Origin of the sequence: Pseudalkalibacillus sp. R45 (assembly GCF_052246725.1) — a bacterium.
Classification (GTDB): domain Bacteria; phylum Bacillota; class Bacilli; order Bacillales; family Fictibacillaceae; genus Pseudalkalibacillus.
On record NZ_JBQQCL010000014.1, the window covers coordinates 14134 to 32299 of the forward strand.

The 18166-nt window shown below is 45.0% G+C and carries 18 protein-coding genes; 1 reads left to right on the forward strand and 17 read right to left on the reverse strand.

The genetic code is table 11. The annotated features are described in order from the left end of the window. Nucleotide 1: 1 nt before the first annotated feature. The 8 genes from ACTWQL_RS18925 to ACTWQL_RS18960 form a co-directional block, all read right to left on the reverse strand. Nucleotides 2-1267, reverse strand: coding sequence for a dihydrolipoamide acetyltransferase family protein (locus ACTWQL_RS18925; RefSeq protein WP_443143968.1), 1266 nt, complete (start codon nt 1265-1267; stop codon nt 2-4). Between the two features lie 15 nt (nt 1268-1282). Continuing rightward, entirely contained in the window at nt 1283-2281 is a 999-nt protein-coding gene (locus ACTWQL_RS18930; RefSeq protein ID WP_443143969.1) for an alpha-ketoacid dehydrogenase subunit beta, read from the reverse strand. Then, nucleotides 2282-3349, reverse strand: coding sequence for a pyruvate dehydrogenase (acetyl-transferring) E1 component subunit alpha (pdhA, locus tag ACTWQL_RS18935; RefSeq protein ID WP_443143970.1), 1068 nt, complete (start codon nt 3347-3349; stop codon nt 2282-2284). Nucleotides 3350-3360: 11 nt separating this feature from the next. Continuing rightward, the gene (locus tag ACTWQL_RS18940; RefSeq protein WP_443143971.1) at nt 3361-4461 is read right to left on the reverse strand and encodes a Glu/Leu/Phe/Val dehydrogenase dimerization domain-containing protein; all 1101 of its coding nucleotides are present in this window, start codon (nt 4459-4461) and stop codon (nt 3361-3363) included. A 77-nt stretch (nt 4462-4538) separates the two neighbouring features. Then, nucleotides 4539-4934: a thioesterase family protein gene (locus tag ACTWQL_RS18945; protein ID WP_443143972.1), complete on the reverse strand. Its 396-nt coding sequence runs from the start codon at nt 4932-4934 to the stop codon at nt 4539-4541. 369 nt (nt 4935-5303) lie between these two features. Next, nucleotides 5304-6023 (reverse strand): SDR family oxidoreductase, encoded by a 720-nt coding sequence (locus ACTWQL_RS18950; RefSeq protein ID WP_443143973.1) that lies wholly within the window; start codon nt 6021-6023, stop codon nt 5304-5306. Nucleotides 6024-6317: 294 nt separating this feature from the next. Continuing rightward, nucleotides 6318-7649, reverse strand: coding sequence for a sodium-dependent transporter (locus ACTWQL_RS18955; RefSeq protein WP_443143974.1), 1332 nt, complete (start codon nt 7647-7649; stop codon nt 6318-6320). Nucleotides 7650-7841: 192 nt separating this feature from the next. Further along, on the reverse strand, nt 7842-8894 hold the full coding sequence (locus tag ACTWQL_RS18960) for an NAD(P)H-dependent flavin oxidoreductase (RefSeq protein WP_443143975.1): 1053 nt from the start codon (nt 8892-8894) through the stop codon (nt 7842-7844). 78 nt (nt 8895-8972) lie between these two features. On the opposite strand from ACTWQL_RS18960, the gene ACTWQL_RS18965 reads away from it, so the two are divergent. Next, nucleotides 8973-9506, forward strand: a complete 534-nt coding sequence (locus tag ACTWQL_RS18965) for a gamma carbonic anhydrase family protein (protein ID WP_443143976.1) — start codon at nt 8973-8975, stop codon at nt 9504-9506. 299 nt (nt 9507-9805) lie between these two features. Here ACTWQL_RS18965 and paaX read toward each other — a convergent pair whose 3' ends face one another. From paaX to paaD, 9 genes are all read right to left on the reverse strand, one after another. Then, on the reverse strand, nt 9806-10702 hold the full coding sequence (gene paaX, locus ACTWQL_RS18970) for a phenylacetic acid degradation operon negative regulatory protein PaaX (protein ID WP_443143977.1): 897 nt from the start codon (nt 10700-10702) through the stop codon (nt 9806-9808). Between the two features lie 173 nt (nt 10703-10875). Next, the gene (locus ACTWQL_RS18975) at nt 10876-11649 is read right to left on the reverse strand and encodes an enoyl-CoA hydratase-related protein (protein WP_443143978.1); all 774 of its coding nucleotides are present in this window, start codon (nt 11647-11649) and stop codon (nt 10876-10878) included. 20 nt (nt 11650-11669) lie between these two features. Beyond that, nucleotides 11670-12875 carry an acetyl-CoA C-acyltransferase gene (locus tag ACTWQL_RS18980; protein WP_443143979.1) on the reverse strand — a complete coding sequence of 402 codons (1206 nt, stop codon included), beginning with the start codon at nt 12873-12875 and terminating at the stop codon, nt 11670-11672. Next, nucleotides 12868-13740, reverse strand: coding sequence for a 3-hydroxyacyl-CoA dehydrogenase (locus ACTWQL_RS18985; RefSeq protein ID WP_443143980.1), 873 nt, complete (start codon nt 13738-13740; stop codon nt 12868-12870). Before ACTWQL_RS18985 ends, ACTWQL_RS18980 begins: the two co-directional genes overlap by 8 nt. A 420-nt stretch (nt 13741-14160) precedes the next feature. Then, on the reverse strand, nt 14161-15678 hold the full coding sequence (locus tag ACTWQL_RS18990) for an aldehyde dehydrogenase family protein (RefSeq protein WP_443143981.1): 1518 nt from the start codon (nt 15676-15678) through the stop codon (nt 14161-14163). A 93-nt stretch (nt 15679-15771) separates the two neighbouring features. Next, complete coding sequence (locus ACTWQL_RS18995) at nt 15772-16545, reverse strand: enoyl-CoA hydratase-related protein (RefSeq protein WP_443143982.1); 774 nt, start codon at nt 16543-16545, stop codon at nt 15772-15774. Nucleotides 16546-16559: 14 nt separating this feature from the next. Further along, a complete protein-coding gene (locus tag ACTWQL_RS19000) occupies nt 16560-17336 on the reverse strand; it encodes an enoyl-CoA hydratase/isomerase family protein (RefSeq protein WP_443143983.1) in 777 nt (258 codons plus the stop codon). Beyond that, nucleotides 17329-17637, reverse strand: coding sequence for an EthD family reductase (locus ACTWQL_RS19005; RefSeq protein WP_221568215.1), 309 nt, complete (start codon nt 17635-17637; stop codon nt 17329-17331). The genes ACTWQL_RS19000 and ACTWQL_RS19005 overlap by 8 nt, the downstream gene beginning before the upstream one ends. Before the next feature lie 17 nt (nt 17638-17654). After that, nucleotides 17655-18164 (reverse strand): 1,2-phenylacetyl-CoA epoxidase subunit PaaD, encoded by a 510-nt coding sequence (gene paaD / locus ACTWQL_RS19010; RefSeq protein ID WP_443143984.1) that lies wholly within the window; start codon nt 18162-18164, stop codon nt 17655-17657. Between the last annotated feature and the right edge of the window lie 2 nt (nt 18165-18166).

Here is an 18166-nt window from a genome sequence, read left to right on the forward strand (position 1 = left end):
GTTATATCAGCTCCAATGTCATTGCTGCAGGGTTTTCGATATAGTGCATGAAGCGATTCGTAAATGCGACTGCGGTAGCGCCATCCGCTACACGATGATCGAATGTCATCGATACATTCATGATTGAACGGATGACGATTTCATCATTGATGACAACTGGCATTTTCTTTGTTTTGTGGAAAGCCATCAAACCGACCTCAGGATGGTTGATGATCGGTGTCGCCCCAGTGCTCCCTAGTGGACCGACATTACTGATTGTGAACGTGCCGTCCTTCATTTCAGATGGCTTCAATTTATTCGTTTTCGCTTTATTGATCAGTTCTTTCATTTCGCTGTTGATCGTGGAAATCGACTTCTGTTCTACATTCTTCACAACAGGTACGATCAAACCATCATCTGCATCTGTCGCAATCCCCATGTTCACTTCACCTTCAAGGCGAATGACTTCATTCTCTTCATCGAGTTTTGCATTGAAGATTGGATAATCACGTAGCGCTAGCTGCAATGCTTTTACAAAGAAGGCTGCGAGTGATACGTTCATGCCCTTCGATCCATCCGGGTCAGCTGCTTTAAGGGATTTTTTCAAGTCTAATAGATTCGTAAGATCAACTTCGTCAAAGTGCGACACGTGTGGAATCGTGTAAAGTGATTGCGTCATCTTCTGCGCAATCTGTTTCCGGCGTCCTTTGAACGGAATTTCCTTTGCTTGTGCCGCAGGTCTTGTGATTGCGGCAGGGGCTTCCGTCGCTTCTTCTTGTTTCGTTTCCAGTTGTTCCTGACCGCCATTTATGAATTGATAGACATCCTCTTCGGTCACACGTCCAGCTGGACCTGATCCATTGATCTGCTCGATGTCTACATTGTTTTCGCGAGCGATTTTCCTCGTATATGGAGCTGCAAGTACACGTCTTGTTAAGCGTATCATGGATTGTACTGCGCTCATTGAACGTTCAGTTTGAGCAGCTGGTATGGATTTTTCTTGTTTCTCCTGCACTGGTTCTTCCGGCATTTCATCTTGTGTAGGGACACTACCTTCTTTTTCAATCAGGATGATCGTAGTACCGACTGTGACGACTTCACCTTCAGAGGCTTTGATTTCTTTTACCGTACCCGCGACTGGCGACGGAAGTTCCGCCGTTACTTTATCTGTCTGGACCTCGACCAATGGTTGGTCGATTTTGACTACGTCTCCTGGAGAGACATGAAAATGTGTGATTTCTCCTTCTGTTATTCCTTCCCCGATGTCATGGAGCTTTACTTCAATCATCTTCTTCCTCCTATCTTAGAAACGTACTGTATCAACAATAGCTTGCTTGACACGCTCAGCATCAGGCAGATAGTGGTCCTCAATCGCAAACATCGGAACCGGTGTATCATGACCTGTCACACGTTTAATCGGTGAGCGCAAGTGCAGGAATGAGGTGTCATTGATCAACGAAACCACATCGTTGCTTACTCCGCCTGTACCAGGTGCTTCATGGACAATAACAGCACGCCCGGTTTTTTGGACAGATTCAGCGATCAAATCACGGTCTAGTGGATAAAGCGTACGTAAATCAAGAACGTCACATTTGATCCCTTCCGCCTCTTCAATTTCCTTCGCCGCTTTCTTTACGACGTCCACCATCGCTCCCCATGTAATCAGGGTTATGTCTTCACCCTCTTGAAGACGTGCGCCTTTTCCGATTTCAACTGTATATTTCTCTTCCGGTACTTCAAGCTTATGTGAACGGTAGCAGCGCATCGGCTCCAAGAACAATACCGGATCAGGATCCTCGATGCTCGCAATCAATAGCCCTTTCGCATCATACGCATTAGATGGAACGACCACCTTGATACCTGGCATATGTGTGAATAGCGCTTCGACACTGTCAGAGTGGATTTCCGGCGCGCGGACACCAGCTCCGAATGGCGCTCGGATAACCATTGGAACAGTAAAATGGCCTAGTGTACGTGAACGGATCCGTGAAGCATGTGTCATGATCTGGTTGAAGGCAGGATAGATGAAACCGAAAAATTGCATTTCCGCAATCGGTCTGAAGCCATTCATCGCAATTCCAATCGACGTCCCGATGATTCCAGATTCAGCTAAAGGCGTATCAATGACTCGTTTTTCGCCGAATTCTGCCTGAAGTCCGTCAGTCGCACGGAAAACTCCGCCGTTCCTTCCGACATCCTCACCTAAAACGAGTACATCGTCATGCTCGCGCATCATCGTCGCCATTGCATCGGTGATCGCTTGTACCATCGTCAGTTTCTGAGTTTTAACCGCTGTACTCATTTACACTTCCTCCTTCATACGGGACTTGAATCCATCAAGCTGATCTTGGACAGACCATGTCGGTGTTTGGAAAACATGCGTAAACATATCGGTCGGCTCTGCTGGTCCGAATGCTTCCATATCTTCAACAGCTTGTTCAATTTCTCTTGTGATCTCTTCTTCGACCTGCGTTTTCCAAGCCTCTTCAAAATAGCCTTTGTTTGCCATATAACGCTCAAGTCGCAATAGCGGGTCGGTCGTTTCACGGCGGCATTTCGCTTCTTCTTGATCACGATACTTGCTAGGATCGTCAGCCGTCGTATGAGCACCGTATCGATAGGTCACAGCCTCGATCAACGTTGGACCGTTTCCTTGGCGTGCGTGCTCCATCGCCTTTTTCGTTTCGAAATAAACGACAAAAATATCGTTTCCGTCGATACGGACACCCGGGATGTCATAAGCGACCGCTTTCTGAGCGATCGTTTTCGTTTTCATCTGTTTCTCCATCGGCACCGAAATGGCGAACCCATTGTTTTGATTGAAAAAGACAACAGGGGCATTGAATACGCTTGCAAAATTAAGCCCTTCATGAAAGTCTCCTTCTGAAGTTGCACCGTCACCGAAATAGACGATGGAACCACGGTCGGTCCCCTTCATTTTTTCAGCCCATGCTGTACCTGTTGCATGCAAAAGTTGAGAAGCGATTGGCACTGCTGGAGGGAAAATGTTCTTTCCTTCCGGCGGTACGCATCCCATCGGATACCCTTTCCAATATAGGAATAGGTTTCGGGCAGAATGGCCATAGGTCAAAGTCGCCGCATGATCACGGTATGTCGGGAACATCCAGTCGCCTTCTTCAAGCACAAGCGAGCTTCCTACTTGAGCTGCTTCTTGCCCTTCAAATGGGACATACGTACCGATCCGCCCTTGCCGCTGGAGGTTCACGCCTTTACGGTCAAACATCCGAGCTCTGAGCATTTTTATATAAAGTTCTTTCGTCAATGATTCTGTCATCTCGTTTTCAAATTCTGAGTTGACGACGACGCCATCTTCATTCAAGATCTGTTTCGTCGGAAATTGCGCTTCCATAAGACCCCTCCTTAGTTACGTACATTCCATTTTTGTCGTTTCTTATGACTGAAGAAGCTGTTGCGCTTCATTCTCTTTGTCAAACGATCATTACAAAATTGATTTGCAGACTCTGCAGTGGAGATCGATTGTTCATTTGATTTTTGGTAGATTTCCATCAGTGTATCGTAAATTGCTTTTGTTTTTGCTAGAACACGCGCTTTATTCGGCGAGTACAACTCATCAGATACCTGGATGAGTCCGCCAGCGTTTACGATATAGTCTGGTGCATATATGATTCCTTTTTCTTGCAAGAACTTACCGTGTTCATCTCTTAATAGCTGGTTGTTCGCCGATCCTACGACGGCCTTCACCTTCAATTGTTCAATTGTTTCATCGTTGATGATTCCGCCAAGCGCACAAGGAACGAAAACATCTGCTGGAACACTGTAGATTTCATTGCCTTCTACGACTCTTACGTTACCTTTTAGACCTTCAGCTTGATCGATGATCCGTTTGATAGCAGATTCATTAATATCGGTGACATAAAGGTCGGCGCCATCTTCAAGTAGCTTTTCAGCCACTTTGTATCCAACTTTTCCTAGTCCCTGGATCGAATACGTTTTACCACTTAAATCATCTGAACCGTAAAGGACGTTATTCGTCGCTTTCAGACCATAAAGGACCCCTTCTGCAGTCGGAATCGATGAATCTCCGCTTCCGCCATATTCTTCAGGCACACCGACGATGCAATTCGTTTCTTTCAATGCATGGACGAAATCGTCAGGAGTCGTGCCCATATCGGTGCCTGTATAGAAACGACCGCTTAATGACTCTACGAATTGACCGAACGCACGGAACAATTCCGGCGAACGATCCTTCAACGGATCTCCGATGATGACTGCCTTTCCGCCTCCAAAGTCGACATCTGCCGCAGCGCATTTATAAGTCATGCCTTTTGATAGACGGAGTACGTCCTCGATCGCCTCATCCGTAGAATTATATGGTCTCATACGACAGCCGCCCAGTGCCGGTCCAAGTGTCGTATTATGTATCGCGATAATTGCTTTCAGCCCTGTATCAGGATCATTGCAAAACAAAACTTGTTCGTGCCCATTGATGCGTTCAAACATGATGTAATCCCCCAATTCTATTAATCTTGATGACTATTGAACTGTCATCGTAAACGCTTTCATACAATTGCAAAAAATTAAGCCTTCATCGACTCGATTTTTTCCTTGATCATTTCTTTAGGTAGTATATATTGTGTGACTTCGCCTTCTCCAATTTTTTCTTTAGTGTTCCGGATTTCAAGATCACAGATGACCGCTCTTCCTTTTATTTCTCTAAGTGTAGCCGTTACGGTGATTTCACTTCCAGCAGGCGTAGGATTCAAATGTTTCGCTGATACTCCCCCGCCAATTCCTTCCTCGTGTTCTTCAAGATATGGAAGAATGATTTGTCGTGCTGCCCATTCCATGTGATAGACCATCGAAACAGTCGAATAAGCAGGGTGTACCAAATTCCCTTCGAACTGCGCATACATATCAGGTGTCACTGTAGCAGTAATGGTAGCCTGTTGACCAACTTGCATACCTGGCTTCATTATATCTGCCTCCTTTGCTTCTTATCTTCGTGCAGAGAGATACTGTTTTCTATTCTTCAGTCCAGTTCATTCTTCTTAAAAATGGCCGGTATTATCCATTATAAATATGACGTTTATTTAACGATATAATATCATTTTGTTTAATAAAATGCAATGCAATGTCAGGTTCCAGCGTGTTTTGAAACGGGTCATTTTTGCGTAACATCAAGGTTTTAACGCTTTAAAGTGACGGTCATCCTCTTTGAAACCATTCCTTTTTCTCCAATAAAAAAGACGACCCGAATCGTATGCCGCATTCACTAACGGAACCGTTATTTTGTGAATATCGATACTTTCGAGTCATCTTCAACTTGTTTATTTGATTTGCAATTAATATCTCGGGTATTCCTGTGACAATGGGTGTAGGACGATTTCATCGATGACCATGTGTTTCGGAGCTGAAGCCATGTAACATACTGCTTCTGCGATGTCATCAACCTTCAACCAATCTTCTTTATGCTCTTCACCCTGTTTGGAATCCGCAAAGAACGTGTCGATTGCTCCAGGATTCACAGTACCGACACGGATGCCGTACTCTTGTACTTCCTGGGCTACTGAACCGATAAATCCTTGGACTGCGTACTTTGTTGCGGTATACGCTGATCCATTTGCGATCGTCCTTCTAGCTACATCGGATGAAATGGTGATGATCGTACCGGATCGTTTTTCCTTCATGAATGGGATGACTTCCTTCGTGGTTAAAAACACTCCGCGCGTGTTGACAGCGAAGACGTTCTCCCATTCCTCAAGAGTTGTCTCTTCTGCGGTTTTGAAAAATCCGATTCCAGCGTTATTGATTAAAATATCAACTTGTCCGTAATGATCGAAAATTTGTTTGAACGCTTTTTTAACGTGTTGCTCATCCGTAACATCGGCCTGAAGGCTAAGTACCTCGCTGCCGTTTTCTTCTAATTCCTTTGCGGTTTCATGGATTTGTTCAGAAGACCCGATGATTGCTAATTTCGTTCCCTCGGCTGCTACTCGGGTGGCAATTGCTTTACCTGCACCCCGGGATGCACCTGTGATGACAGCTACTTTTTCATTTAGCATAGGATTTATTCCCCTTTCTATCGTTTCACTCTTGGTTGTCCGTACATCATTGTACTATATCGTTCGCCTTTATTTCGAGTTTTAAACCTTTGGTGTAAGATTTGTTGAAATTTCAAAGGCTTTACAGCGAATAACCAATTCAAAAGGCATTTATCTCTACAACTTTACAACGAAATGCTAATAATTCTAAATTATCTCCACAACTCCAAAATTATCTCTACAACGTCAAAAGCTCAAGTTCTTCCGATCATACGAAAAGAGCAGCGGGTTAGGCTGCTCTTCTCAAATTACTTTTTAAATCAATCCAAGTGCATCAATGAATACGATGATAATGACGAGTGGTACAAAATACTTCAACACAAGCAGCCATAGTGCCAATAGCCTTTTTCCAGTATGACTGCCATCTGTCAATTCCGCCACAAGTACTTCACGCTTCATTTTCCAAGGCACAAAGATCGAAATCAACAATGCCCCTAACGGAAGCATGATGTTACTTACGAGGTAGTCCATCAAGTCAAAAATGATTTTATCAAACAATGTGATATTCCCCAGAATACCATATGAAAGTGCTGATGGTACACCGACTACAAAAATAGCGATCCCAATCAACCAAGCTGCTTTCGAACGACGCTGACGGGATTCTTTCGCTACTGATGCAACGATGATCTCAAGCATCGAGAACGCTGAAGTCAACGTGGCAAATAGGAATAGTGCCAGGAATGCAATGAAGAAAAACGTTCCTGCTGGCATTTGGGCAAAGACAGACGGTAAAACGATGAACAACAATCCTGGCCCTTCCGTTGGTTCAAAGCCTAGTGAGAAGACTGCCGGAAAGATCGCCAGCCCTGAAAGGATCGTGATGAAGATGTTCATCGCTACGATTGAACCTGCAGACCTGCCCAGGCTTTCCGTTTTTGATAAATAAGAACTGTACGTAACCATGACAGATACACCGAGACTCAAGGAGAAAAATGACTGACCCAGTGCGAAAAGAACACCTTCAGATGTCAATCTGCTGAAGTCAGGCTGCAGGAAGAAACGTACCCCTTCCATTGCTCCATCCAGTGTCAACGAGCGGCCGATCAGAATGAGGAACAAGACGAATAACGCCGGCATCATCCATTTACTTGCCTTCTCAATTCCATCTTTAATTCCACGAGCAACTACCAGGATCGTCAATAGAATGAATGCAAACTGCGAACCTACTGCTGTCCATGGATTAGAGATGATTGTTCCGAATAACTGTTCATAGTCACTAACGCCAGAAATGTACCCGGTTATGCTTGCACCGAAATATAATAGAATCCAACCACCAATTACACTATAGAAGGATAATAGAATGAATGCACTGAATACACCAATACGGCCGATGAATTCCCACCCTGGTGCGATGGTTCGGTACGCCGAAATGGCTTCTTTTTGTGTACTGCGCCCAATAACGAACTCAGCTAATAATAACGGTAGACCTACTAGTAAAGTGAATAGCAGGAATACAAGGAAGAATGCTCCCCCACCGCTGTTACCAGCGACGTATGGAAACTTCCAGATTGCGCCGAGTCCGATAGCCGAACCAGCTGCTGCTAAAATGAATGTAAGTTTTGATGCCCATTGCTCTTGCTGCGCCATAATTACCTCCAGAACTTTCTATTAGTTTTTAATTCTATATAGTTGATTTTCTGAGAAATTCTCTGAACGAATCAACATTTACCCACAATAAAGCCACTATCTCAATATCTATTCGTAACAAATATTTGTAAGTAGGACAACTATAAATATTTTACAGCGTCAAAGCTTTGAAGTATTACAACAACGAACTTCTTAATACCTTTGATCTAACGCATCCAATGTTTCTTTCAACTCTGACATCATACGCTCCAGTAACTCTGAAACTGTCGGTATGTCACGGATCAATCCAGCGATTTGCCCGGAATTGATGAATCCTTCATCCAAATTCCCTTCAACCGCTCCTTTACGGTGGAAATCTTCAGTCGTCTTCGCTACGAACGATTGAAGATCCGCTCCCTTCGCTTCCTCTTCTAATAGCTGTTTTGCATAAGGAGTCTTCAACAGGCGGCGGATTTTCCCGTAGGTTCTGCCGACAATCGTCGTCTCTGTATCACCGGCTTCAATCAGTTTTTGCTTATAGTTCTCATGGAAAACACCCTCTTGTGTTGCAATAAAACGCGTACCCATCTGAACTCCGGATGCACCAAGTGCCAGGGCAGCCGCTAGTCCACGTCCATCTCCAATACCACCCGCCGCAACGACAGGTATATCAACCGCATCCGCCACTTGTGGGATGAGGGTCATTGTTGTCGATTCCTCGGTTGCATTGATTCCGGCTGCTTCATAACCTTCCGCAACGATGATGTCCGAGCCTGCCTCTTCAGCCTTTCGTGCATGTTTGACTGAAGCGACTACACAAATCACTGTCACCCCACGTTCTTTAAACTTAGGGATGAACGGTGCAGGGTTCCCTGCAGATAACACGACAACAGGCACTTCATATTGAAACATGAGCATCGCCGCTTCTTTCACAGCTGGAGAAACACTCAATGGAATATTCACCGCGAACGGTTTGTCCGTAAGTTTTTTTGTACGCTTGATAAGGTCTTCGATTTCATCAGGTTGAAAGGTTCCGATCCCGATTGTTCCCAAACCCCCAGCTTCAGAAATTGCAGCCGTCAAAGGGGCATTTGAAACGTTCCCCATCCCCCCTTGGATAATAGGGTATTTGATTTTAAGCAATTGGTATAACGGGTTCATAGTGATGATCCTTTCTGTTGGAAGTAATTGTTGGATTGCTGGTTGATTGGCTGTGTCGTGCACAATTAGTTTCAGATCGTGCAACTTTGCGGGTGAATCTTGCAACTTCCTCCTAATTTACCAAGGGCTTCTACTTTTCCATCTATGATATAATCTAGGAAACGCTTTCAAGGAGGTTTTTACATGTTATATCCATACAACGGGCAAAGTCCTCAAGTGGACGAATCCGTTTTTATCGCACCAGGTGTACATATCATTGGTGACGTTACGATTGGTAAAAATTCAAGTGTCTGGTTCAATACGGTGGTCCGTGGTGATGAAGCACCGATCCGAATCGGTGACCGCTGTAACGTTCAGGACAACTGTACTTTACACTTGTACGAAGAGTTTCCGCTCATCCTTGAAGATGAAGTATCAATCGGGCATAATGTCATCCTCCATGGGTGTACCATTCGTAAAGGCGCACTGGTCGGGATGGGCGCGACAATCCTGGATAGTGCCGAAATCGGTGAATCCGCATTTATCGGGGCAAACACATTGGTTCCACCTGGTAAAAAGATTCCACCTCGCACAATGGTGATGGGATCGCCAGGAAAAGTCATTCGAGAACTTACTGATAAAGACCTTGAGCTGATCCAATTGACAATTGACACCTATGAACAAAAAGCCAAAGAGTTTAAAGAAAACTTGGCGAAATCAAGCCTTGGCGTAGATTGAGCCCTAGTTGCCCTTATACTTGAAACTTCAACTTTTCGACTACGTCGATATACATCTCGCTGAAAAGTTAACTTATCAAGTGTAAAGAAAACTTGGCGAAATCAAACGTTAGTGTAGATTGAGCCCTAGTTGCACTTATGCCATGAGGCGTAAAGAAAACTTGGCGAAATCAAGCCTTAGCGTAGATTGAGCCTTAGTTGCCCGAAAAGGCATATAATTTTCCTTTGTGTGGTGTTTGCAAAAAACCGAAGCATAAGTATGTGGGGTGACCCAAGCAGGGCCACCCACTTTTTATTCTTTTAATTATTCGATTCGATGATCAGCGGGTGGTTCAACGCATCATACTTCTTGTCACGGTTTTTCACTTCGTTTCCTTCGCTGAAAACATCCTCAAAGAAACGGCTTGCAGGCTGAGCCAATGCTTTGTAATAGTCACTGAAAAGACTTGCAGCATAATCCCCGAGCCATTTTTTCGGTAACAGCTCTTGCGGCAATCCTGGATCGACAAACAGGAACTTCCGATATTCGTGAACAAGCTTTGTACGCTCCACAAAGCATTCTCCGTCCGACTTCTCCCCTTTTTCAATCTTGCTTTTATCGATGACATATTTCTGGCTGTAGGTTTTGATGAAATCCTCGTACTTCATGTTGATTTCGTTCAAATCCCAGCATTCCTCCACGAGCTTTTCACTCTTATGAGGACCTTTATGTTCAGATAGGAAGAAATGGACATAATCACGTATGTCATACTTTTCAATCATCTGGTTCACCTGTTTTTCTTGTTGATTCGGTGAAATCCAGAAGCTGTTGGATAACAGTCCGAAACCGCTCCAAACTAGTTCTTTCCGCAACTCATCACGGATGCTTCTCTTATTCTCTGGAATCGTGTAAGTGAACATTCTCCACTTCCCATCCCAAGTTTCAGGTTGAAGTTTGAAAATCCGGTTCGCCGCTTCTTCAATCCTTTCGACGCCTTGTTCCGTCAATCGGTAATAGCTTTTGTTCCCTTTGCGATCAGCGGTGACCCACCCCTGTTTGTTCATTCTGGATATTGCAGCACGGACCGATTGTTCATTATGTCCAAATTCCTTCAACAAGCGGATCAAACTGCCAATCCATATATCGTTTCCGTAGTGACGGATGTAATCTCCGTATAACGTAAAAATCATTGACCGTGTGTTCAGACTGTTTTGCATCGTGTTCATCCTTTTCCGATTCAATCTTTCAAATTACCCACAATATTAGTAGGAAAACCCGGTGAAATCAAGCCTTAACTCAGATTCAGCCGAAGTTACCCTATTCCTTTACCAGTAGTAAAACATTACTGCACTTTAATATGCCGTAAAAAGGATGGACAGTCTTCAAATCGTCATTCTCCTTTAAACTGCGGCGGACGTTTTTCCCCAAAAGCGACAAGTGCTTCAACACGATCCTTCGTCGGAATCGTCACTTCATACGCTTTCGCTTCAAGATTGAGACCTGTCTCCAAGTCGACGTTCATGCCTTGCTTGATCGCATATTTTGCTTGCTTCAAGGCAATCGGACCATTCTTCAGCATTCTTTCTGCCCATTGTTCTGCAGTTTCAATCAATTTTTCAGAAGAAACCACTTCATTTACGATTCCATATTGCATCGCTTCATCTGAAGACAGCTTTTTCGCAGTCAGGATCAATTCCATCGCTTTTGCCTGTCCAATCAGGCGCGGCAGACGCTGAGTACCACCAGCACCAGGGATGATCGCCCATCCAAGCTCCGTCAAGCCCATTTTCGTATCGACCGCGATCCGGAAGTCACATGCCAATGCCAGCTCAAAACCTCCACCGAAGGCATAGCCGTTCATCGCTGCGATCGTAGGTTGTGGCAGCTTATCGACTGCTGTAAAAACGTCTCTTATTTTCGTGACGTTACGGCGCACTTCATTTTCAGTGAGGTTCTTCCGCTCTTTCAGATCAGCTCCAGCACTGAATGCTTTCTCGCCTGCTCCAGTAAAAATGACGACTCGCGCTTCAGGATTATGATGGATCTCTTCAACGACTTCGCCTAATTTTTTCAATGTATCGTAGTTGAAGCAATTCAACACATCAGGTCGGTTCAGTGTCACATAGGCAATATGATTTTTTACTTCGTATAAGATCGATGACATTCTGATTCCTCCATCTAAAATTAGTAATCGTAACCTTCGACGATAGCAGCGATTCCCTGGCCGACTCCGATACACATCGTCGCAAGGCCGTAACGGGTCTTCTGCTTACGCATTTCATGGACCAATGTCGTTAAAATCCGTGCGCCGCTTGCCCCTAGAGGATGTCCATAAGCAATCGCTCCCCCATTTACATTGACACGGGATGGAGACAATTCAAGCTGGCGGATGCACTCCAACGATTGGGAAGCAAATGCTTCGTTCAATTCAACCAGACCAAGTTCGCTCGATGACAATCCTGCACGTTTCAATGCTTTACGAGAGGCATGGATTGGACCAAGGCCCATTACACGGGGCTCAAGCCCGGCAGTCGCCGATGTGATGTATTTTGCTAACGGCTTAAGACCATGTTCATCAGCTTTTTCTTTACTCATGAGCAATAATGCTGAAGCGCCATCGTTGATTCCAGAGGCGTTTCCAGCCGTGATCGTTCCATCCTTGAAAAGCGGTTTCAATGTTGAAAGCTTTTCAAGTGAACTGTTTGGACGTGGATGCTCATCGGTATCAACTACGATTTCGTTCCCTCTGCGGTCTTTATAGACGACAGGTACGATTTCATCCTTCAATCGTCCTTCTTCCATCGCTCGTTTTGCTTTCATCTGGCTTTCATAAGCGAATTGGTCTTGCTCTTCACGGCCAATGTTATAATCTTTTGCAACATTTTCAGCTGTTTCAGGCATGCTGTCTGTTCCGTATTTTTCTTCTAAAGCCGGGTTCACGAATCTCCAGCCGATTGTCGTATCGAACATTTCACGGTTGCCACGCGGGAATTCCACATCAGGTTTTCCCATGACAAACGGAGCACGCGTCATGCTTTCCGTTCCACCTGCGATGAAGATATCGCCTTCATCAGCCAGGATTGCACGTGCCGCATAACTTACCGCATCCAATCCTGATCCGCATAAGCGGTTGATTGTTGTCCCGCCAACTCCTACGGGAAGATCGGCAAGTAAGGCTGACATTCTGGCGACATTCCGGTTTTCTTCCCCAGCCCCGTTTGCATTTCCGAAAACGACCTCTTCGATCTGTTCCTTCGGCATGTCCGGGTTACGCTCAAGCAAGGATTTGATCACGACGCTTCCGAGATCATCCGGACGGATATTTTTCAATGCCCCTTTATAGCGCCCGATCGGCGTTCTCACTGCATCAACGATAACAACTTCACGCATTATCAGAACCCCCTTGCTCACGGTAATCATAGACACCAACGCCTGCTTTTTTACCAATACGACCAGCTTTCACGTATTTTACAAGCAGTGGGCATGGGCGATATTTTTCCCCTAATGTTTCATGTAAGTATTTCAAATTATTAAGTCGTGTATCTAAACCGACGAGATCGCCGAGTTCAAATGGCCCCATCGGATAGTTGAGTCCAAGCTTGATCGCCTTATCGATTTCTTCAGGAGAACCGACACCTTCTTGAAGCATATAGAAGGCTTCGTTTCCGACAAGCGCACTGATCCGGCTCGTTACGAAGCCTGGGAATTCATTGACGGTGACCGTTTCTTTCCCCATTTTGACAGCGACTTCATTCGCTGCTTTAACCGTATCTTCTGCAGTATCAAGCCCTTTGATGATTTCAATTAAAGGCATTTTGTGCACCGGATTGAAGAAGTGCATCGCAATGACTTTTCCAGGCCGGTTTGTAAAAGACGCGATCTCAGTCGGACTCATCGTGGATGTGTTCGTTGCAAAATAACAATGCTCAGGCGCATGCTGATCGATCGTCTCGAACACATTCCGCTTGATATCGATGTTTTCTGGAACCGCCTCAATCACCATATCGGAAATGGATACAGTTCCTTCCAGGTCGGATGAGTATGACATACGTTCCATACCTTCGTTCGCGGCTTCTTCACTTAGCTTGTTTCGTTGGACACCTTTTTCGAAAATCGCATTGATTTCGGTTTTCGCACTTTCTAACGCTTTTTCTGAAATATCAACCAGGGTTGTCTTAAATCCGCCGACAGCAGCGACATAAGCGATCCCTCTGCCCATGACACCGGATCCGATGACGGTAATATGTTTGATCATGTCTCTCTTCCACTCCCTTGTAAGATGGGTATGTTTATGATTGAATGTTGTGATTTTGCTGCTTTGTTCACAAATAACGGCTGTGGTGTCCGTTAAAGTTACAGAAACAGCGATTTTGTCACAAATAACAGCTCTGATGTCCATTAACTGATAACTTTGCTGCGAATGTATTGCTGGCTCGCTTTTCCCGCGTCGCGATCAAATGCAATAAAGAAAACTTGGCGAAATCAAGACTTAGCGAAGATTGAGCCTTAGTTGCCCTTATGCCATGTGGCATAAAGAAAGCTTGGCTATGCCAAGCCTTGGCGCAGGCTGAGCCTTAGTTGCCCTTATATTGAAGAAAGTATTCCTACTTTCTTTAAATGTAAAGCTGAAGGCGAGCAGCCTGAAAAGGTGCTCGCCCCCATTAGTTCATTAAGGTTACACTCCGAACGGATTCAACGGCTTGCCACCGACGTAAGAGATGACACTCTTCGTCTCAGTATACAAATCAAGCGTTTCGATACAAAGCTCTCTTCCGAATCCAGATTGCTTGTATCCACCGAACGGCGTTCCTGGGAATGCTGAGAACGGTGAGTTGACCATGACCGTACCAGCCTTCAACTTAGTAGCGACACGGTTAGCACGAGCGTGATCCGTAGTCCAAATTGCAGCCGCAAGTCCGAATACTGTATCGTTTGCAAGCTTTAAGACTTCTTTTTCATCGCTATACTTCATGACAACGACAACTGGTCCGAAGATCTCTTCTTGTGCAATTTTCATATCATTCGTTACGTTCGTGATGACAGTCGGCAAGTACCAGTGACCGTTTTCGAAACCTTCAACCTTCGCACGGCCTCCACCTACAAGTACTTTTGCACCTTGTTTTTCAGCTTCTTTTACATAACCATCGATCACTTCTACCTGGCTTTCACTGATGATCGAGCCAACATGGGTTCCTTGCTCAAGCGGGTTGCCAAGGGTAAGCTTCTTCGTTTTTTCAACGAACTTTTCCATGAACTCATCATAGACGTTTTCGTGTACGAACAGACGAGAACGCGCTTCACATGATTGTCCTGTGTTATAGAAGATTCCGAATAGAGAGCCGTCTACAGCTGCATCCATGTTCGCATCTTCAAATACGATGTTCGGTGATTTACCGCCAAGCTCTAACGTTACGCGCTTCAACGTTTCAGAAGCTTTCGCCATGATGTCTTTTCCTGTACCCGTTTCACCTGTGAAAGCTACTTTATCAACACCAGGGTGTTCAACAAGGTGATTTCCAACTGTAGAACCAGGTCCTGGCACAATGTTGACTACCCCTTCCGGAACACCTGCCTCATGGCAAATTTCCGTTAAGATGATTGCAGTAAGAGGTGTCAAGCTTGCAGGCTTCAATACGATCGAGTTACCTGCAGCAATTGCAGGTGCTACCTTCCAAGAAGCCATCATCATCGGATAGTTCCACGGGATGATTTGTGCACAGACACCGAGTGGTTCTTTCGTTTCTGTATTTGTAAAAGGTCCTGGCATGTTGTTCACATGTCCGCGGTGGCCAACAATTGCACCTGCATAGAATTCAAAGTTTTCAACAGCTTGCATGACTTGTCCTTGAGCTGCTGTCAATGACTTACCACTGTTCAATACCTCGAGCTCAACCAATTCATTGAAACGACTGCGCATGATTGAAGCAATTTTGTTCAATATACGAGCACGCTTTCCAACCGGATATTTCGGCCATTTTCCATAATCGAATGCATTACGAGCTGCTTCAACTGCTTTGTCGACATCTTCAGTACCAGCCTTCGCCACTTTTGCTAGGGCTTCACCAGTTGCAGGATTGTAAGTAGTGAATGTTTCTCCAGAAACGCTATCAACTTGTTGTCCGTTGATGATCATTTTGTATGCTTCACGTTTCATTTCTGTTGCGACTTGTTGCTGTTCTTTAGTTGTACTCATTGATCAGTCACTCCTTTAGTTGTAGTTGAGTAGTTGCATCGATCTGATGACTCGTCCAGCGCCAGTTCTTCACAGGCGCATCCACCTTTTTTTCTAGCAGCCTTTGAATACGGGCTTTCTTTTCTCCATGAAAGCTTGCACGCCCTCAGCGTGGTCTTCTGTCTGTCCTGCTGTACGCTGGGCATACGCTTCGTTTTCAAGCATTTCACTAAGATCTGCATCCCAGCTCTTCCTTAAATATCTTTTGATCAAGCCGATTGCTTTCGTCGGTTTCTGTGCAAGGTTTTCTGCAAATGCTGAAACCTCTTCTTCCCAACGATCAAGCGCAATGACTTTTGTTGCTAATCCCAATTCCTTAGCGTCCTCCGCAGAAACCTTTTCTCCCATAACTGCAAGTTCAAGCGCTTTTGCATGACCTACTAATCTAGGAAGGTAAAAAAGGTTGCCTGAATCCGGTACAAGACCTACGTTTATGAAGGCTTCTATGAAACTTGCTTTCTCAGACATAAGTCGGAAATCACAAGCGAGCGCAAGGCTCATACCGGCTCCTGCTGCAACACCATTTACAGCAGCAATGACCGGTTTCTCGAAGTTTGCAAGTTTTTCGACCATTGGATTATAGCGTTTCCGCAATATTTCAGCGTGATCCGTATCTTGTTTGACCCCCGCCAGGTCTTCCCCAGAACAAAATGCTTTCCCGTTTCCTGTAATCACGAGGCAACGCACTTCGCCATCCTTTTCTGCTTCCTTCAACGCTTTTGTTATCTCTATATTCATCTGTTCTGTAAAAGCATTGAATTTATCCGGGCGGTTCAGTCGAAGCCAAGCGACATTGTTTTCTGTAACGTATTCGATCGTTTCATACATACCTAAACCGCTCCTTACTTTCCTTTGAATTGTGGTTTTCGTTTTTCAACAAAAGCCTTCATGCCTTCCTTCTGGTCTTCAGAAGCAAACAGCATGTAAAAGTTCTTCCGTTCAAATTGCATCGCTTCATATACGGAATGATCAACGGACTTGTTGACTGATTCTTTTATCAACCGTACGGACAACGGTGCTTGTTTCGCAATTTTACGAGCCATTTTCAATGCTTCTTCAAAAACGAGCTCAGGTGCTACCACTCGATTGACAACACCATTTTCATTCGCATACTTTGCGGTCATATACTCACCAAGCCATAACCACTCAAGTGCTTTTGCGCGCCCCATCAATTTCGTAAGGCGTACGGTCCCGCCTGCGCCTGGCATAACACCAAGGTTCACTTCAGGAAATCCGAATTGCGCGTTCTCACCTGCGACAATCAAGTCACAGCTTAAGGCAAGTTCGAATGCCCCGCCAAGACAATAGCCGTTTACTGCAGCTATGATCGGTTTTTTAACCCAAGCTAGGCGATCCCATTCTGCGAATTGATTGAGGAGTTCCAGCGAAATCGCATCATCCTCCGCCATTTCAGCAATATCTGCTCCTGCGGCAAAGACTTTCGCGTTACCAGTAACAATCATTACCGACACGCTATCATCACGGTCCCACTCCTCCATCGTTTGGAGGATTTCTGTGACCATTTTTCGATTCAAGGCATTCAATACTTTTGGACGGTTCAGTTGAATGACACCAACGCCATCTTCGGTCCAGGTTTGAATGGTCTCCTTATTACTCACCGTCGACTTCCTCACCAATCATCAGTGTCACCAAATCACCAGCAAATCCCATGAGGTCCTTTCCAGAAGCCTTAGCTTCGTCTGTTTTCATTGCAGCTTTCAATGCATCGTGGTCGTCGTAGTACATTTCACAAAGCAGGTGATAATCACTAGCTCCCATCGGAGACCCGACGATTTTCGTCACCTCCATTTTACGAAGTCCGGGTATCTTAGCTGTAATCGGTGAATGTGTGTTGAAATAGTGCTCGTCAAATTCTTCTTTGTTTTCAGGATTCTTGTAAAGTGCGATCAATTTTACCATTATATATACACCCTTTCTTATTCGTCGCCTATGTTGGCAACGGGTTTCATTGCTTCAAATGGATTTTTGCAGCTTCTGCAATAGAGAATGCAGCGGCACGCGGTCGGTCCAAAAAGATTTTCCATCGTCGTATATACCGAGCCGCAATACGGGCATGGGATTTCCCATGGTTCTCCTGGTGTGTGATTAGCCGGAGGAGGCGATATTCCGAATTCTTTCAGTTGTTCTTTTCCCTGGTCAGTGATCCGGTCCGTCGTCCAAATCGGTTTGGATAGAAAGGTTACTTCAACTTCAGAAATCCCTTCTACTTCGATGATGGCATTGCTGATATCCCTTTTGATGATGTCGAGTGCAGGACATCCTGTGAAGGTAGGAAGCACACCCACTTTTGCCTTTGACCCTTCCACTTCGATACCTTCTACCATTCCGAGGTCCAAAATACTGACAGAGTCAATTTCAGGGTCCGTAACACCTTGGAGCACGTCATTAATCGTGTCTACCAATTGTTTCGATTCAATTCCGGTCATCG